Below are 16,815 nucleotides of genomic sequence, written 5' to 3' on the forward strand. Positions count from 1 at the left end.
ATCGAAAAAGCGATCGCTGCTTTTACTGCTGCTTTAGATGTCTACACTCCTGAAGCTTTGCCTCAAGAATGGGCAGCAACGCAAAATAATCTCGCAAATGCCTACAGCGATAGAATAAAAGGAGACAGGGCAGATAACATCGAAGAGGCGATCACTGCTTTTACTGCTGCTTTAGATGTCTACACTCCTGAAGCTTTGCCTCAAGAATGGGCAGCAACGCAAAATAATCTCGCAAATGCCTACAGGGAGAGAATAAAAGGAGACAGGGCAGATAACATCGAAAAAGCGATCGCTGCTTTTACTGCTGCTTTAGATGTCTACACTCCTGAAGCTTTGCCTCAAGAATGGGCAGCAACGCAAAATAATCTCGCTGTTGCCTACAGCGATAGAATAAAAGGAGACAGGGCAGATAACATCGAAAAAGCGATCGCTGCTTTTACTGCTGCTTTAAGTGTCAGAACCAGAGAAGCTTTGCCTGTTGATTGGGCAATGACGCAAAATAATCTCGGACTTGCCTACAGAGATAGAATAAAAGGAGACAAGGCAGATAACATCGAAAAAGCGATCGCTGCTTTTACTGCTGCTTTAACTGTCAGAACCAGAGAAGCTTTGCCTATTGATTGGGCAGGTACGCAAAATAATCTCGGACTTGCCTACAGAGATAGAATAAAAGGAGACAAGGCAGATAACATCGAAAAAGCGATCGCGGCTTTTACTGCTGCTTTAGGTGTCTACACTCCTGAAGCTTTGCCTGTTGATTGGGCAGCAATGCAAAATAATCTCGCAATTGCCTACAGCAATAGAATAAAAGGAGACAGGGCAGATAACATCGAAAAAGCGATCGCGGCTTTTACTGCTGCTTTAGGTGTCTACACTCCTGAAGCTTTGCCTGTTGATTGGGCAGCAACGCAAAATAATCTCGCAAATGCCTACTATTCTAGAATTAAAGGAGACAAGGCAGATAACATCGAAATTGCGATCGCTGCTTTTACTGCTGCTTTAGATGTCTACACTCCTGAAGCTTTGCCTATTGATTGGGCAGGTACGCAAAATAATCTCGCAAATGCCTACAGCGATAGAATTAAAGGAGACAGGGCAGATAACATCGAACAGGCGATCACTGCTTTTACTGCTGCTTTAACTGTCAGAACCAGAGAAGCTTTGCCTATTGATTGGGCAATGACGCAAGATAATCTCGCTGTTGCCTACAGCGATAGAATAAAAGGAGACAGGGCAGATAACATCGAAAAAGCGATCGCTGCTTTTACTGCTGCTTTAGGTGTCTACACTAGGGAAGCTTTGCCTCAAAACCATGCAGAAACTTTGTGGGGACTGGGAATTGCTTACCAAAATGCAAACCAGTTTGCCTTAGCGTGCAATACTTTTGAGTCTGCCATTGCCACAGTAGAATCTTTGCGGGAGGAAATAGTTTCTGGGAAGGAAATAGTTTCTGGGGAGGAAAGCAAACGTAAACAAGCTGAACACTTTAACCAAGTTTATAGCCGCATGGTAGAAGTTTGCAGGGAATTAAATAAGAATACCGAAGCAATTGAATATGTTGAACGTAGTAAAACCCGCAATTTAGTTGAACAAATCCTCGAACGTGACTCTAAAACCATCTTCCCTTCAGAAGTATTCACTCAATTAGAAAAATACAGGGATGAAATAGCCGTAGGACAATATCAAATCCAAAATGGCAAAGCTGAAAATCCCAAAGTCCTTGCACAACATCTACAACAGTTGCGAAACCAGCGAAATGAATTGCAAAACGGCTATTTACCCGTTGGTTTTGGTTTCAAATTTGACTCATTCCGCTCGACTCTGAGCGATCGCACTGCAATTGTTGAGTTTTACATTACAAACAATAAGCTGCTCGTCTTTATTATTACCAAGCAAACCCAACAACCAATTACTTTATCATCCAATTTGGTAGACCTGAACAAATTAGCAAAATGGACAAACAGCTATTTGAAAGCCTATAGTTATAAAAAATCCTACTGGCAACGCCGCTTAACTACCCGTCTGCACCTGCTAGCAAAAATTCTGCACATTGATGAAATATTGACCCAGATACCAAACCACTGCGATAAACTCATCCTAATTCCCCATCGGTTCTTGCACTTATTCCCCCTTCATGCGCTCCCAGTAAATCAAAATTCTGAAAATTCGTCTTGTCTTCTGGATTTATTTGCTGGTGGTGTCAGCTATGCACCCAGTTGTCAACTACTGCAACAGGTACAAGAGCGCAAACGTCCTGATTTTCAATCTCTATTTGCGATTCAAAATCCTACAGAAGACCTGAATTACACCGATTTAGAAGTACAAGTTATTCAAAGCTACTTTAATACTTCCAACGTTTTTAAAAAAACAGCAGCGACACTCACAGCTATTAATAATACTGACTTAAATACTTATCACTGCGCCCACTTTAGCTGTCACGGGTATTTTAACTTCACAAATCCCGGTAATTCAGCCTTAATTTTGGCAAATGCACCCGTCGCAGACACACCAACAAAACCCGACTCTGAACGTTATCTGAATTTGCGATTGGGTGAAACCCATGATTTAGAAAAATGCCTGACTTTAGATAAAATCTTCGCTCTCAAATTAGAACAATGCCGCCTTGTCACCCTTTCCGCTTGCGAAACTGGATTAATTGATTTTCAAAATACCAGCGATGAATATATTGGTTTACCTAGCGGTTTTCTATTAGCAGGTAGTCCCAGTGTCGTTAGTTGCCTATGGAAAGTAGATGACCTTTCCACCAGCTTTTTGATGATTAAATTCTACGAAAACTTATTCAAACTCGGTCGATTGGAAGCAGGAGATGTTGCCATAGCCCTGAAGGAAGCTCAAAACTGGCTGCGAAATCTGACTATTGAGGGATTAGACATATTTCTGAAGGAACACAAAACCCAGATTGAAAAAGTCCTTGCTCAACTAAGAGTAGGACAACGCATCAGATTTCAAGAATCTTTGAAACTAATCAAGCAACGTCAACCCCTACCTTTTGCAAATCCCTACTACTGGGCTGGATTTACAGCTTCTGGACTTTAAGCACCAGATTCCGGTACTTTACAAAACTTTTTCGCACCCAGTTTAAACACGCATATACTGAGTGCAGTTGCTATACCAGGAGGAATGGCAATACCAATAGCGATCGCTTCTATAGCTGGAGCAAGTAAACCAGATTCCAAGGCTTGTCTAACTTCTTCCTGACAGACAAATTGGCGGGATTTTTCCAACCAATCATTTAATCCTCTATCTGCTTCCTGTGCAGTTTCCCGCATAACCAGCAGTGGAACTGCATCGTCTAAATAGCCTTCACACTCTTCTATAGTATCCAAAGCTGCTAAAGCGCCTGGACTATCCGCCAACTGGCTGCGAAACTGAGTAATTTCCTCTGGTGTAACGGTAATCATTTAAATAAATACACGAAGTTTCAGCAATTATACCTCTAATAGTTTTGCAAAAAACTTTTAACAGATCGATACAATTAGTGATCGCCTTCATCGCTAGAAACAACCAAAAACTATAATGAATGCATAAAGCAACCAATACAAGCAAAGTTAGGAGAATCGAAATAATGCAGGCTGATAGCATTTCAGAGCAAAGGTTACTTCAAAAAATTCGCCAGCTACCTCCCGAAAAAGTTTTGCTAGTTGAAGATTTTATTGATTCTTTGGATCGGCAAAGTACAGATCATAGCCTTACCTTTGCAGCAGCAAAACTTTCTGAACCAGTTCTGCTCAAAATCTGGGATAACCCTGATGATGCAGAATATGACAAACTATGAATTTGGTGATGTTGTTTTAGTGCCGTTTCCCTTTACTGACCAGACTACTACTAAAAAACGTCCAGCAGTAGTTGTGAGTTCTGATAGCTATCAACGTGAGCGTTCGGATTTAATATTGATAGCGATTACCAGTCAAGCAAATCCAGCAACTTCCTTTGGTGAAATCACAATTGCTGGATGGCGAGTGGCTGGTCTTCTCAAGCCTTCAATTATTAAACCAGTTTTGACTACCATAGATAAAGGGTTAGTGATTAAAAAGTTAGGACGACTTGAGGAACCAGACCTTCAGACTTTGCAAAACCTTTTTCTGGCTATTTTGGGTTGATATGCGTAGGCGTAGCCCGTCGTAGACATCGCTCTTTCAAATTAAAGCCTCGACAAATCACTCAAACTCAGTTTTACAGAAAGCTTTTAACAAATCGATACAATTAGCGATCGCTCCTAAATGAGCAATTTCATAACCGTGGGTATTTTGTGTAGGAAACGCCAAACACGCAGCACGCTACGCACCAGACTTCTACATCCACGCCGCAAATCGTTGCATCAACAACTGGTTAATCTCGGCTTCTGCACCACTCAGAGAATGGTGCATAACTAATTCTTCAAGTATTTCAAATAAGCGATCGCAATCTCACATCAATTAGTTTAGTTTTTAACTGTTATATGAGAAAATTGCGCATCCATAACCCGGACTGCTGACCTTTTTTGTTGACGCTTCAGCACTCCTACCGCGCCAAAAGCACTAAGGGCTAAAATCCCTAAGTTTATCGAGGGTTCAGGAACAGACTTAGCCTCAATCGCCGCCAGTGCAGCATCTGCTATCACCTGATGAGCAGCAGTGGTTGGGTGGAAATCGTCCCAGAGAAGAAACTTGTTATTACCTGGGTCACATATATCTAGCCTAGATAGACAAGACTCGGTTACATTCGTAAAACCTAATGCACTTGCCTGATTAAATAAAGAATAAGTATCAACCGAGATGATGTTGAGATTCGGGTTTTGGCTCAAAGCACTTACAGTTTTTGCTAAACCCAAGTTAAACTCATTAGTAGATTTGCTAAGGGTTGCAGGATTGCGACCGTTGATTTTAGCTGCTGGTACTTTTCCCAAATCGGACAAGTTAAACACCAAAATATTTTTCGCGCCGACTCCTACCAGAGTATTCAACGCCAGGGATATATTATTAATTGGCGTGGTCGAGTCTTCAGGGTTGAGAAAAAAGAAATCATTAGCACCTCCCCACAATGTATAAAGTGCATTTGGGTCAGCAGTTTGATTATTTGCTTGCAGAGTTCCGGCAAAACCAAGGACTTGTTTGAGCACTCCCGGTAATCCTACTTTGGGAACAACAGCATTATCTAAACCAGAGCTAGCACCACCGAAAGCAAAGTTTATTCCTTGGGTAGGAGGAGTAGCAGGAATAGTAGTGAATAAAGCAGGCTTTAACCCTAGCCGATCTCCCAGATACTCTACCCAGAGCGGCCCATTGGAAAAACGCCCTTGAAAATAAGGTGGGCTTTGAGGAAATGTTTTACCAGTAGCATTGTATGTATTGCCTGGATCGGAAAGACTATCGCCAAATACAAAAAGCCGATCAAAACTCGCAGCCGAGGCTTTGGTCGGTAATATGAAAGATAAGAGAATAAATCCTACCGCTACAGCTTGTTTTTTCATATTTGTTTTACCTGTCATATTTTTAATTTGTTTACAAGTGATGAAAGGGCAATAGCCTAACAACTTCTCTTTTGACTTACTTCACAAGTAAGTACATCTATTGAGTTAATTTACGTTGTTTTACCTAACTATGCCTCAAAAATTCATTCAACACAGGTAAAAACGCTGAAAATACTTATATTTACATTTTCTTGATAAAAAATCAGTCTATTACAAAGAAATCGCAAACTTTCTATGCTAAACCGTGGGTATTGACCACTTTTCTGCTAAAGAGGAACTAACGGCAACAGAATGACGTAACCCATCCTAGACTTCGCTTTAACTTCGCTTTAATTTCAAAGCCTCAGTCGCTGATACACCCTCACCCTGACTGCCGAAGTACCACAAAGCCGTAGCAGCCTCAGCACGAGTTACTGGTTTTTTGGGTTGAAACAGAGTCGTATAACCAAACACCCGCCGAATATTCGATTGTTCGCCGTTTTGGTAATCAGCCAACACTGCTCTTAAAGCCTTGGGGTCAATTCGTGCTGCATCTTGAAAACCCCAGGTTTGTTTGACCGTATCTAAATTAGCAGAGGGTAGAGCTTGACGACTATCTAAAGGTAATTTCCACAGCAGCAACTGTTCCCGCGTTAGGGGTGCATCAGGACGAAACAAAACTACTGTAGAATCTCCCGACAAAGAACTGGGAATTAACCCCGCTTCGGCTAATCCCTGAATTGCTGGAAAATCAGGGTCTTTTGCGGACACATCACTAAAAGCTGGTTGAGTAGTTTCTGATGCCAAGCGAATTTGTTTAGCTGGATTGTTTGCATATACAGCATTGTTAGCAGCAATTAACCAACGGGCGTATTCCCGATGTGTAACGATTTTACCGGGTTCAAACTGGTTAGTTGTATTAGTCGAGTTGCTCTTATTTATCTTTGCTTCTATAGATAAAACACCTAATGCAGCTAAGTCTTGGATATGTTGCCGCCATTCTTGCGGTGCCTTATTCAGATCGTTGAATTCCTGAGATTTAGGGCTACTTGTAGGGATTATTTGGTTATTAGCTGTGCTTGGTGGCTGTGCTGCCAAGTTTGCGGGTGGTATTGGGCCAATGAACTGTGAATTTCCCGGTTGAGGAACGGCGTTAGCAGTTTCATTAGGATTTGTAGTTGAAGTAGGTTGTGTTGTTGCAGTACTATTCGGTAGGTAATCAATCAGTAATTCAGTGGCTGTTTGTGGTTGATTAGGTGTGGCGTTAGTAACTGATTTGGGCTGAATGGAAACCTTCAACAGCAAATCGTTGCGACGTGCCTCAAAAGCGCCTCCTGTATCATCTGTTGGCTGTTGTAAAATCTGCCAATTATTTGTTTGAAACTGGCTGCGATAAAAACTAGCAATAAAATTACTGGGGTCAGAACTTAACCAACGAGTTGAGATTTTGTTTTCTGAGCCGCTAGCAGGTGTAACTTCCTGTAGTTTGGCATTGGAATATAAGGGGATATCTTTAGGAAAATCAGCTGGTAACTGAACTGCTGATTCATTTTGCTGTGCTTGCGGTTGATTACCTGGGGATTCTCCAAAGACAACTGGATTGCTTTGCAGTTTCGGATCTGCCGCCAAAGATTCTTCAAGGTTTTTGGCGACTGGACTATTAGCACAGGCTGTTAACGAAGTGAGTATAACAGCCCAAATTAGAAATACAGCTGGACGTTTACAGGGAAGCACAGGAAATCACAAATTGAGTTTCAATTCCTACCCTAGCGCAGACTGTCCATTAAATGGGAATGGGGCATGGGACATGGTTATTCTCCTTTATGCCCCTGCTCTCCTCTGACTCTCTATAATCACCAAAAGACACTACCGATTTATTACGTCTTCTTCCTAAATGTCTATGTTGGTGATGATATCTCGAAAAATGAGTAAACGGTAGCAAAAGCTACCGTATTGTCTTCGTTTTACAGCCATTAGGTTTTGATAATTCCTATGCTTATTTATAGAGTTCCCTAAAATTCTGAAAAACTAACATTTTTGAGAAAAATATAAATAAATTCTGAAATCCTTGCTTAATAAGAGTTTTATGAGTTGAAGGTTCGTAGTAAAGAATTTAGTCTTTAGATGAGGAATCGGGCCACCGACTACAAACCGATCGATACTTGATTGCGAATCAATTTTTCAGATAGTTATCTAAACATCCAAGTTGTAGAGCAGATAACTGATTGATAACTGGTCAAAAAACAGTTTAGCTAGCAAAAGCTTGAATCTACTTCCAGATACACTAGTTGTAATGCGATGCCTACGGCAGGCATTGCCTACGCCAAGCAACTGAAGTGATAGACTAGGAATAAAGCCCCCTCTTAGCCTCACCCAAAAGGGGAATAAATCGAGTTAACTAATACTGGCTGACAATCGATTCTGGAAATTATTCATCTGACCATGGTAAGGTGACTAAGGCAATCTCTGGAAAATGCCAGTGTTAAACAATTCCAGGAAATTAGCGTAAGTTCTGTTATTGTTGGCGATTGGGGTAAATAGGTAAAGCAGTCAAGTGTCGCAGCAGTTTCCCTAGTATCTCTAAATTGATTTTCTGGAGAAAGCGCTACTTGTGCTGTAGTCAAGAGTTTCTTGACAACCTCGAAAGCAGTGAGTGCTTCCTCTAAAAGTGCGTAGTTTACCGCCGTAGGCATCGCCTCTATGTTATCCAAAACTTTCCCTCAATCAACCCATCCCCTGTTATTCTGGGATAGGGCTGTGGTTTTTTAGGAAGGCTGGAAGGTGCGCTTCGCAAGTTATAGAAGTAGTACATAGTTATCTATGGCTGTTTTTCCCAATCCTAGTTAATGATTGGCTTGAGGCGAAAAAGACACTTCATCAAATGCACTGGCGGTTGAAAAAACCTCTACAAACTTGGTCTGAACAGTTAACAGCTTCCTGATAGATTAGATACAATTAGCATCTGTATTTTCTTGGGCGATCGCTTGCTGAAAGCGAGTACTCAAATTGACATAGTGCTGGACTAGCCGATTTGACATAGCATTAAACCTTTCACCTGCTGGCTCTGGCGAAAATTTTTCATTCAGGGCAAATTAAGACTTATATTCAGGGACTTGGGTGTTTCTTGGAGATAAAGTTAACTAAACGGGAGCAAAAGGCTGAATCAGATATGTCTGATGTCAAAAACGCAGATCGGATAGGAGTATGAAAATCTAAAATAGATATTAAGAAGAAAAAACAACGACCATCGACAACCGTCAGTCCTTTTTACTTTCTGTAAAGCGTCACCGGGTTGTTACCAGTGCTGAAACACGATTACATGCAAGTTTCCCAGGATCAGCCTATTTATTCTGAAGCTCCACTCCAGCTGTTGCTGTTTGTCGATGGACGCCCCAAGTCCCGCCAACAGGTGCAGCGAATACGTGCTTACTTAAAAGAATTGCAGGCTGAGTATAGTTTTGAACTTCAAACTATTGATGTTGGTCAACAACCTTACTTAGCAGAACACTTTAAACTGGTAGCAACGCCAGCTTTAATCAAAATTCACCCGGAACCACGACAGGTTTTGGCTGGGAGTAATATCATAGCGCAATTGAAAAACTGGTGGCCTCGCTGGCAAGCCGCTGTAGACGCCTATTTGAAATTACAGGAAGACTTACAAGAACGGATAGACGATACTGCTAAGGCGACATCACCCAAATCCACTATCCGTTCAGTTGCTGTTTCTGCCGAACTCATCCGACTCTCAGACGAAATTTTTCGCTTAAAACAAGAAAAAGATAACCTTCAAGAGCAGCTACAGTTTAAAGATCGGGTGATTGGGATGCTGGCACACGATCTCCGCAATCCCCTAACAGCCGCCGCGATCGCCATCGAAACTCTCCAATCTAACTACAATTTAGAAACAGGGCAATTTCAGCGCCTCAAACCATCCTTAACGGCGCATCTATTAAAACAAGCCCGTAATCAAACTAAAATCATCGATCGGATGATTGCCGACCTTTTGCAGGTAGGTCGCGGCAAAGATACTGAGTTTCCAATTTTACCACAGAAGGTACAGCTAGGTAAACTGTGCTTAGATGTACTAGAAGAGTTGTGCGATCGCTACACCGCCAAATCCCAAGAGGTCGAAACAGATATTCCCAACGACTTACCTTATGTATATGCTGACCCAGAACGCATCCGGCAAGTGCTAGTAAATCTGTTGGATAATGCCATCAAATACACCCCAGAAGGTGGCAAGATTAGCATTGCCGGATTGCACCGCACTACTCAAAAAGTTCAGTTTAGTATTGGCGATACCGGGCCTGGTATTCCTGTAGAGAATCGCGATCGCATCTTTGAAAACCACTTCCGCCTGCAACGGGATGAAGGTACAGAAGGTTATGGCATTGGCCTTTGTTTATGCCAACGTATCGTCCTGGCACACTATGGTCAAATTTGGGTAGACTCTGCCCCCAATAACGGAGCATGGTTTCACTTCACACTGCCAGTTTATCCTTCTTAGGTAATGGGTATTGACAAATGACCAATGACTAATGACTAATGACAATTAAGAACTTGAGACAAAGCGATCGCGTCCCCCGGCTTTTGCTTGATAGAGTGCTTTATCTGCCAGCACGATCAACTCTGAAGGTGAAGATTCCCAAGTCGGGACAACAGTTGCCACCCCCATGCTGAGAGTGACGTGCTGACTCACCGCAGAACCGTCATGAACAATTTGCAAATCTTTGATTCCCGCTTGGATTGCGGCGGCAACGTGAAGTGCGCCAGATGCAGGAGTGTATGGCATAATCACAGCAAATTCTTCGCCACCATAACGCGCTACTAAATCCTGATGTTTTTGTGCCTTAAGGCTTAAGACAGCACCCACCTTTTGTAAACATACATCTCCTGCCGGATGGCCGTATTTATCATTATAAAATTTAAAAAAGTCGATATCACACAAAATCATTGACAAGGGAAATCCCTCTTGTGCAAGATTAATCCATTGAGTATTAAGATAATCGTCAAAGCGGCGACGATTAGCCAACTCAGTTAAGCCATCTACATTGGCAAGGTGATGCAAAGCTTCGTTTGCCGCCTCTAACTGTTTGTATACTTGTGCTTGCTGTAGCAGTCGGCGCAATCGCTGGCGTAATACAGGCCAGTGAATTGGCTTAGTGACATAATCAGTCGCTCCTGCTTCAAAAGCACGGTTTACAGATTCCTCATCGTCCAAGCAAGTGATCATCAAGATGGGAGTACGCTCCCATATCTTGGAGATAACCGTATTGTTAAGAGTCGAGTCAGTATCAAAGGTGGCAAGGGCTGAGATTAAATTATTCCTGGCAATCTGAAGCAAGTGCTTACAGCAAGTAAAGCCATCCATCACAGGCATTACAGCATCTAGCAAAACTATATCCGGTTTGATAGTCTCGTAAGCATCTAAACATTGCTTACCATCATTAACCTCGACCACTCGATAACCTTCTTGTTCCATTGCTTTACGCAACAATACCCGGATGGTCTTGTCATCATCAGCCACTAGAATCAGTGGTGGTTGCTTAGAAACAGAAAATGGGCTTATGCCTGACATGAGTTGCCTTCCATTTGCGGGACTATCCTGAAAAAGGCTGTGCAACTCAATCGCATGGGGGCGATCGCTATTTTCATCAATGCCAGGATTTGCGGCAGAGGCGTGTCTGGCTTCACAATCAACTGTTTTTTGACAATGGACTGCCCAATATTATTGGGCCAAGCAAGCGGTAGATAAATAAGTTGCATAGACAATCTGTAATTGGAACGCGAAGGCAATTGCTGCCTTTTTGTTCAGCGATGGTTGTGGGAGAAAATGTTACTTTTATATTTCCCTATTGTTAAAGTCAAATTACGATTTTTTTGAGAATTACAAATACACACCTTAATTCTTTAGTTCTGTAGTTAGTTGAGAAACTTAGCAATCCAGAACAAGGCAATTGCCAAAGTGCCCTCAGAAGATAGTTAATACTAAATACTAATATCACCTGACTGAAATTTATTCAGTCTATCCGACAAGGCTTGCTAAGGTTTAGTATAATTACATAAGATTGAGATAAAACTTAGTGCAAAACTTTATTTTCAAGTGACTTCATAACCATTCCATTCTAGCCATAAACCGCCCAGAACTCACGTTGGTTATACAAACAAGCAAAAGCTCTTACAAAAACCATCCAAACCTATTGACATTCGCTAAATCTTTAAAATGCCAGACTCATTAATGTACCAACAAGATAATTTTGTTGTTCTAGAAACAAATCAACCAGAACAATTTATGACCCCATCAGAGCTATTAGAAAAGCTCAAAACAACTCTTCAGCAACTCATACTTCAAGATTTACCACCTGACTTGCAAAAGTTTGAGACTGTGGAAACTCAAGCCCAATATTTAATTGACACTAGCTGCGAATTAGATATTGGCCCTGGTAAATATTTACAGTGGTACGCAGTTCGTTTAGAAAAGTAACTTTTTGGTAAGTGCTGAAGAGAATCCCAAAAAATCTTAAGCAAAAATGCTGAGTACCTCCCCAACTTATTGAATAAATTGGGGAGTTAAATCGTGGTTAAGGGAATTCCCAAAAGAATAATTACTAATTCATAATTTATAGTTAAAGACACTGTACACAAGACTACACACTCATCAACAATTTAGTGGTCAACAAGAGAATGGAGAGTACAGGAGCCACCACTAATTGTAATTATGAATTATTAATTATTTTGACTGTTGCAAAAATATGGGTAACAACAAGTCATAAAAGAATGAAGTTTGGGAAACGATAGTTTTTGCTCTTGACTATTGACTACTTACTAGTGATTCTTTTTGAGTATTGATTAGCGCTAGCTCAATTGTATTTTCAGATGGCTGCGTTATTTGAATTTCCAATCCAGGACCAAAATAATTGGTCATTTTTTCATGCTTTTTTTGCCACACATCAATTGGTATTAGCGGTGAATCAAATTCTAAAATTAGGGCATACCTTCCATTAACTTCTGTTTCTCGTAACCCTGTGACTGTTGGCCGTTCCTGGTCATTGGGACTTAAACCCAGAAAAGAAAGTGTTGTATCTAGATGAGCATCTTGACCGTAGCAATATCGGGTGATGTCTTTGCGAATTTTATTTTGAGTATCAGTTGCTTGCTGCTGACGCAGTATCAATGCTGACGGTGACGTAGTTTGGGTAAATGGTACTGGCTTAAGTTCATTAGCTTTTAGTGCCAGTCCTCCCAATAATAGAGGAATCCCGTAAAAAAATCCGACAAGATTGAGTGTGGCATTGTTATCAGCATAGGCGACGAAGCCAATGATGGTTAATATACCACCGATAGTTAGACCGAGTGTTCCCAAAGAGATTTGGCGTAGCATGAGCTTAAATTAGTATAAAGTCTGAATACCTTAGTTTTATTATCATCGGCTATGAGTAACAAATTAGGGAAGAACATCGTCCCCAGGCGTCAGTATTCAACTAATCCTAAATTGCCATATTAAGGCAGTTAGAAACCACACGCCAGTTGCTAAAGAGACGGAAGGGAAACACAGTAAGAGCGAACAAGTCAGGCATTACATTACCGCCTAAAGCATTGGCTTCGTTTAAACGAGACTTTACTCACCTTTGTCTTTGTGGTTTTCAAACACTCAATTTTTCCTTAGTCTACATTCGCGCAGCATCTCGTAGGGAAGGCAAGTGACTCTAAGTTGACCGCTAAGGGCCTATAGTGTTCCAGAATATTAGATTTTAAGTTAACTTTAAATTTAAAGGTAGTTAAAGACAGGAAAAAAATAATGGATCTACAGACTATAAAAGAACGAATTGTCGCAGTTCAAAGTAAACGCGATTACCTATTAAGCTTACTTGAGCAACCAAACCTGGGAACTTTGAGAATTGACGTAAATCAGGCTTTGGAAGAACTGGATGAACTAATCGATGAATTTACACGCACTATTCCGGTAGAGTAGAAGTTATCAAAAATTACGTCGGTTTAACCTCAATTTCTGGTTAGACCGACGTTATTTACTAGTCTCATGTCTTCAAACCCCCGCAATTTAACTAAGCCTGAGTTGATGAAGCAATAATCACTGCATCATTTATCCTGCCAGTGAACCATCTCCTGCACGCTGACCCAGCTGCCTAACTAAGGCAATAAGTTCGCTTGTTGGTACATCTTTCTTACAAACGTCATCAAAGCTAGACATTGCCTTTGTCCCGTGAAAATTCACATCTTCCACTGAGGAGTAAGCAAGTATCTGGGTGTTCGGAGATATAGCTTTAATGTGACTAGACGCACTCCAGCCATCCATGACAGGCATCTGTAAATCTAGAACAATTACGTCAGGATGGCAAAGTTTAACCATTTCTATAGCTTCTTCACCATTACTGGCTAAACCTACGACTTGAATATTTTCCTGACAAGAAAAAACCAATTGCAAGGTTAAACGAGTCAGTTCGTGATCGTCGACTACTAAAACACGCAAGGTAGAAAGCTCGCAGGATAACATTAACATTGAGGGGAAAGACAAATTTATTCAGAGTAACCCCTCCAGTTTATGAGAACAAGTGCCAGCACTAACTCTATCCTATGGTTGAATAATACCAGTTCAATTAACGATTGCAACACATCCTTGGGTCAAGACGGGATGAATCGCGTCTCTACAAGATGTTCTATTTGTTACATTCTTCTTTCAAATTGGTATAACTTGTGTGAACCTATGATGATAAAGAACTTAGACAACTGCTCAAAAAATTCAATTTTTGGAACTAAACTAAGTCGATATAGTTGTCAAGGTATAAGTAACTTATTTTTTAATCAATCAGGTTGGGACGACACCAGTTGAGCGTAATGCCATGTTCATAAGAATTTTTTGTGAATTAGCTTCTGGAGAATCATCATAAGGACGCCGTTGAATGTAAGTACCATCAGCTTGTAATTCCCAAGCTTGGCGATTATCTGCAAGCATAATTCCCATAATTTCTTGCAAATCTTTGGCAATATCTGGGTCTTTTACTGGGGTAATTACTTCGACTCGGCGATCCAGGTTGCGGCGCATCCAGTCAGCACTGCCGATATAAATTTCCTCCTGTGTATTGTTATGAAAATAATAAATCCGAGAGTGTTCTAAAAAGCGACCGACAATACTGATGATGCGAATATTTTCACTAATGTCTTTGATTCCTGGGCGTAAACAACAAACACCCCTAACAATTAAGTCTATTTGCACTCCGGCACGGGAAGCTTCATATAAAGTGGCGATAATTTCTGGATCGACTAGGGAATTCATTTTGGCGACAATCCGTCCAGAAAACCCATTTTGAACATTTTCGATTTCGCGGTGAATTAATGCCAAAAAGCGATCGCGCATATTCACAGGCGCAACCAGCAACTCTCGATAAGATTTTTGCAGAGAATATCCAGTTAAGAAATTAAATAAATCTGTAATGTCAGCACCCAATTCTTCACGGCAACTAAACAATCCCAAATCTGTATACAGTCGTGCTGTTTTAGGATTATAGTTACCAGTCCCAATATGTACATAGCGACGTATCCGGTCTTTTTCGCGCCGTACCACCATGACGGTTTTACTATGGGTTTTTAGCCCAACTAAACCATAGACAACATGAACTCCAACTCTTTCTAGTCGTTTTGCCCAGTAAATATTATTTTCCTCATCAAATCGCGCCTTTAATTCCACCAGTACAGATACTTGCTTGCCATTTTCAGCAGCGGCAATTAAGGCGTTGACGATGGGTGAGTCACCAGAAGTCCGGTAAAGGGTCATCTTGATGGCTAATACATTCGAATCGTAGGCAGCATGGGTAATAAAGCGCACAACTGTAGCCGAAAAGGATTGATAGGGATGGTGTACTAGTAAATCCTTTTCCCGAATTACAGCAAAAAAGTCTTTTCCTTCGTCCGTCTCCAGCGCATCTGGGTCTAAACTCGGTTCTCTCAACCTTTGCAGGCGTAATGGTACAACAGATTGGCGTGGTGGATCTTTGAGTTCCGGCAACGGCAAAGACATAAAGTACATTAAATCCCGCAGTCCCAAAAGACCATCTACTTCGTAAACATCACTTTCTGTTAATTCCAAATCTTGCAATAATCGCGATCGCACTATTTCCGGAGTTTGCGATTGAATTTCTAGCCGGACTGGACTACCACCCAGCCGCCGTTTTCGCAATTCCTGTTCGATCGCTAACAACAAATCATCTGCTTCATCTTCTTCTAAGACCAAATCGGCATCACGGGTAATGCGGAACGGATGATATTCTTGAATGTTCATCCCCGGAAATAGTGATTCCAAGTTATGAGCGATCGCCTGTTCTAAGGGTACACCAGTCCAGTGGGCAGGTTTTTCGCTGTTCTGATCTCCTAATTCAGGCGGTATGGGTAAAAATCGCGGCAGAACGCTAGGGACTTTGATTCTGGCAAAGAATTCTTCTTCGGTGTCTGGATTCTTGACCACAACAGCCAGATTCAGACTGAGATTAGAAATAAACGGAAAGGGATGACTAGGATCGACAGCCAGAGGAGTCAAAACTGGAAAGATTTGTTCCTCAAAATAGCTGTTGAGATGAGTCCGCTGCTTTTGATTTAAATCTATGTAATTCAGAATATGAATGCCATGATTTACTAGTAGAGGACGAAGCACTTGCTCAAAATGTTGGTGCTGCTTGTTGACATGGGGAGTGAGGGTAGACCTAATATCGTCTAGCTGTTGTTGTGGTGTGCGACCATCAGGAGTTAACAGGCTAACTTTTGCCTCTACTTGTTGCTTTAAGCCAGCAACGCGCACCATAAAAAACTCATCTAAATTAGAGTTAAATATTCCCAAAAACTTAAGACGTTCCAGAAGTGGGGTGCGCTCATCACAGGCTTCATGTAATACCCTGGCATTAAATTCTAACCAGCTTAACTCTCGGTTAAGATAATATTGTGGATCGCTGAGATTGATGGGGGTAGCGCTTTTCTTAGATTTTGCCATAATGACCTAAAGGCAGGCAGATGTAGCCCATTCAACTGGGGGACAATAAATATAGTAAGTTAAATGGTGCTTGAGGGTAACGCTGAGGCAATTTTTGGCTGTGCTGATTCTCTACCTCGCTACTGGTAAAGGACAGACATCATAACTTTCAAAAATCTATTTGTATTTAAATAACTTTAGTCAAAGACTCAAAAATTAACTTGTGTAGGCACGAAAGCCAACATTCCTAAGAAATTTTTGGGTGCTTTGCGCGTAGGCATAGCCCGTCGTAGACATCGCCTTGGCTATCTTCCAGATAACCACCCTAGCCACCCAACCTATAACTAGATTTTATAGCCGTTTTCAATTTTGTGGAATATGGTATTGGCGT

General features: G+C 41.4%; 14 protein-coding genes and 1 pseudogene. 6 read left to right on the forward strand and 9 right to left on the reverse strand.

All coding sequences use genetic code 11. The annotated features are described in order from the left end of the window. A partial coding sequence (locus tag V7K45_RS14335) for a CHAT domain-containing protein (RefSeq protein ID WP_335004433.1) occupies window positions 1-3,057 on the forward strand: 3,057 nt, incomplete at its 5' end. Here V7K45_RS14335 and V7K45_RS14340 read toward each other — a convergent pair. Beyond that, window positions 3,054-3,422, reverse strand: a complete 369-nt coding sequence (locus tag V7K45_RS14340) for a hypothetical protein (RefSeq protein ID WP_335004435.1) — start codon at window positions 3,420-3,422, stop codon at window positions 3,054-3,056. The genes V7K45_RS14335 and V7K45_RS14340 overlap by 4 nt on opposite strands. A 164-nt stretch (window positions 3,423-3,586) precedes the next feature. On the opposite strand from V7K45_RS14340, the gene V7K45_RS14345 reads away from it, so the two are divergent. Next, entirely contained in the window at window positions 3,587-3,796 is a 210-nt protein-coding gene (locus V7K45_RS14345; protein ID WP_335004437.1) for a toxin-antitoxin system, antitoxin component, Xre family protein, read from the forward strand. Continuing rightward, window positions 3,783-4,121, forward strand: coding sequence for a type II toxin-antitoxin system PemK/MazF family toxin (locus V7K45_RS14350; RefSeq protein ID WP_335004439.1), 339 nt, complete (start codon window positions 3,783-3,785; stop codon window positions 4,119-4,121). The genes V7K45_RS14345 and V7K45_RS14350 overlap by 14 nt, the downstream gene beginning before the upstream one ends. Window positions 4,122-4,178: 57 nt before the next feature. Here the strand turns inward: V7K45_RS14350 and V7K45_RS14355 are convergent. From V7K45_RS14355 to V7K45_RS14365, 3 genes and pseudogenes are all read right to left on the reverse strand, one after another. Continuing rightward, window positions 4,179-4,298: pseudogene (locus V7K45_RS14355) on the reverse strand (M42 family peptidase); the annotation flags it as partial. Between the two features lie 143 nt (window positions 4,299-4,441). Beyond that, a complete protein-coding gene (locus V7K45_RS14360) occupies window positions 4,442-5,470 on the reverse strand; it encodes an SGNH/GDSL hydrolase family protein (protein ID WP_335004441.1) in 1,029 nt (342 codons plus the stop codon). Window positions 5,471-5,788: 318 nt separating this feature from the next. Continuing rightward, window positions 5,789-7,183: an S-layer homology domain-containing protein gene (locus V7K45_RS14365; protein ID WP_335004443.1), complete on the reverse strand. Its 1,395-nt coding sequence runs from the start codon at window positions 7,181-7,183 to the stop codon at window positions 5,789-5,791. A gap of 1,567 nt (window positions 7,184-8,750) precedes the next feature. Here V7K45_RS14365 and V7K45_RS14370 point away from each other — a divergent pair. Beyond that, complete coding sequence (locus V7K45_RS14370; RefSeq protein ID WP_335004445.1) at window positions 8,751-9,956, forward strand: histidine kinase; 1,206 nt, start codon at window positions 8,751-8,753, stop codon at window positions 9,954-9,956. 45 nt (window positions 9,957-10,001) lie between these two features. Here V7K45_RS14370 and V7K45_RS14375 read toward each other — a convergent pair whose 3' ends face one another. Beyond that, a complete protein-coding gene (locus V7K45_RS14375; RefSeq protein ID WP_322737812.1) occupies window positions 10,002-11,027 on the reverse strand; it encodes a PleD family two-component system response regulator in 1,026 nt (341 codons plus the stop codon). Further along, window positions 11,015-11,215 (reverse strand): hypothetical protein, encoded by a 201-nt coding sequence (locus V7K45_RS14380; protein ID WP_335004449.1) that lies wholly within the window; start codon window positions 11,213-11,215, stop codon window positions 11,015-11,017. Before V7K45_RS14380 ends, V7K45_RS14375 begins: the two co-directional genes overlap by 13 nt. A 457-nt stretch (window positions 11,216-11,672) precedes the next feature. On the opposite strand from V7K45_RS14380, the gene V7K45_RS14385 reads away from it, so the two are divergent. Then, window positions 11,673-11,933, forward strand: a complete 261-nt coding sequence (locus V7K45_RS14385; RefSeq protein WP_335004451.1) for a chlororespiratory reduction protein 7 — start codon at window positions 11,673-11,675, stop codon at window positions 11,931-11,933. A gap of 327 nt (window positions 11,934-12,260) precedes the next feature. Here the strand turns inward: V7K45_RS14385 and V7K45_RS14390 are convergent, their stop codons facing one another. Continuing rightward, window positions 12,261-12,830 (reverse strand): DUF2854 domain-containing protein, encoded by a 570-nt coding sequence (locus V7K45_RS14390; RefSeq protein WP_335004453.1) that lies wholly within the window; start codon window positions 12,828-12,830, stop codon window positions 12,261-12,263. Between the two features lie 417 nt (window positions 12,831-13,247). Between V7K45_RS14390 and V7K45_RS14395 the strand changes: the two genes are divergently transcribed. Continuing rightward, window positions 13,248-13,421, forward strand: coding sequence for a hypothetical protein (locus V7K45_RS14395; protein ID WP_094348556.1), 174 nt, complete (start codon window positions 13,248-13,250; stop codon window positions 13,419-13,421). 129 nt (window positions 13,422-13,550) lie between these two features. Here the strand turns inward: V7K45_RS14395 and V7K45_RS14400 are convergent, their stop codons facing one another. Further along, entirely contained in the window at window positions 13,551-13,967 is a 417-nt protein-coding gene (locus tag V7K45_RS14400) for a response regulator (RefSeq protein WP_335004737.1), read from the reverse strand. 306 nt (window positions 13,968-14,273) lie between these two features. Next, the gene (gene ppk1, locus V7K45_RS14405) at window positions 14,274-16,445 is read right to left on the reverse strand and encodes a polyphosphate kinase 1 (RefSeq protein ID WP_442941999.1); all 2,172 of its coding nucleotides are present in this window, start codon (window positions 16,443-16,445) and stop codon (window positions 14,274-14,276) included. Between the last annotated feature and the right edge of the window lie 370 nt (window positions 16,446-16,815).

The organism is Nostoc sp., assembly GCF_036917375.1.
In the GTDB taxonomy this organism is placed as follows: domain Bacteria; phylum Cyanobacteriota; class Cyanobacteriia; order Cyanobacteriales; family Nostocaceae; genus Nostoc.

What these genes read in the sequence shown, in the direction of transcription:
- V7K45_RS14385 (WP_335004451.1), top strand. Translation starts at nt 11,673, where the DNA reads ATGCCAGACTCATTAATGTACCAACAAGATAATTTTGTTGTTCTAGAA.
- V7K45_RS14345 (WP_335004437.1), top strand. Translation starts at nt 3,587, where the DNA reads ATGCAGGCTGATAGCATTTCAGAGCAAAGGTTACTTCAAAAAATTCGC.
- V7K45_RS14380 (WP_335004449.1), bottom strand. Translation starts at nt 11,215, where the DNA reads ATGCAACTTATTTATCTACCGCTTGCTTGGCCCAATAATATTGGGCAG.
- V7K45_RS14390 (WP_335004453.1), bottom strand. Translation starts at nt 12,830, where the DNA reads ATGCTACGCCAAATCTCTTTGGGAACACTCGGTCTAACTATCGGTGGT.
- V7K45_RS14340 (WP_335004435.1), bottom strand. Translation starts at nt 3,422, where the DNA reads ATGATTACCGTTACACCAGAGGAAATTACTCAGTTTCGCAGCCAGTTG.
- V7K45_RS14350 (WP_335004439.1), top strand. Translation starts at nt 3,783, where the DNA reads ATGACAAACTATGAATTTGGTGATGTTGTTTTAGTGCCGTTTCCCTTT.
- ppk1 (WP_442941999.1), bottom strand. Translation starts at nt 16,445, where the DNA reads ATGGCAAAATCTAAGAAAAGCGCTACCCCCATCAATCTCAGCGATCCA.
- V7K45_RS14375 (WP_322737812.1), bottom strand. Translation starts at nt 11,027, where the DNA reads ATGTCAGGCATAAGCCCATTTTCTGTTTCTAAGCAACCACCACTGATT.
- V7K45_RS14395 (WP_094348556.1), top strand. Translation starts at nt 13,248, where the DNA reads ATGGATCTACAGACTATAAAAGAACGAATTGTCGCAGTTCAAAGTAAA.
- V7K45_RS14400 (WP_335004737.1), bottom strand. Translation starts at nt 13,967, where the DNA reads ATGTTAATGTTATCCTGCGAGCTTTCTACCTTGCGTGTTTTAGTAGTC.
- V7K45_RS14360 (WP_335004441.1), bottom strand. Translation starts at nt 5,470, where the DNA reads ATGAAAAAACAAGCTGTAGCGGTAGGATTTATTCTCTTATCTTTCATA.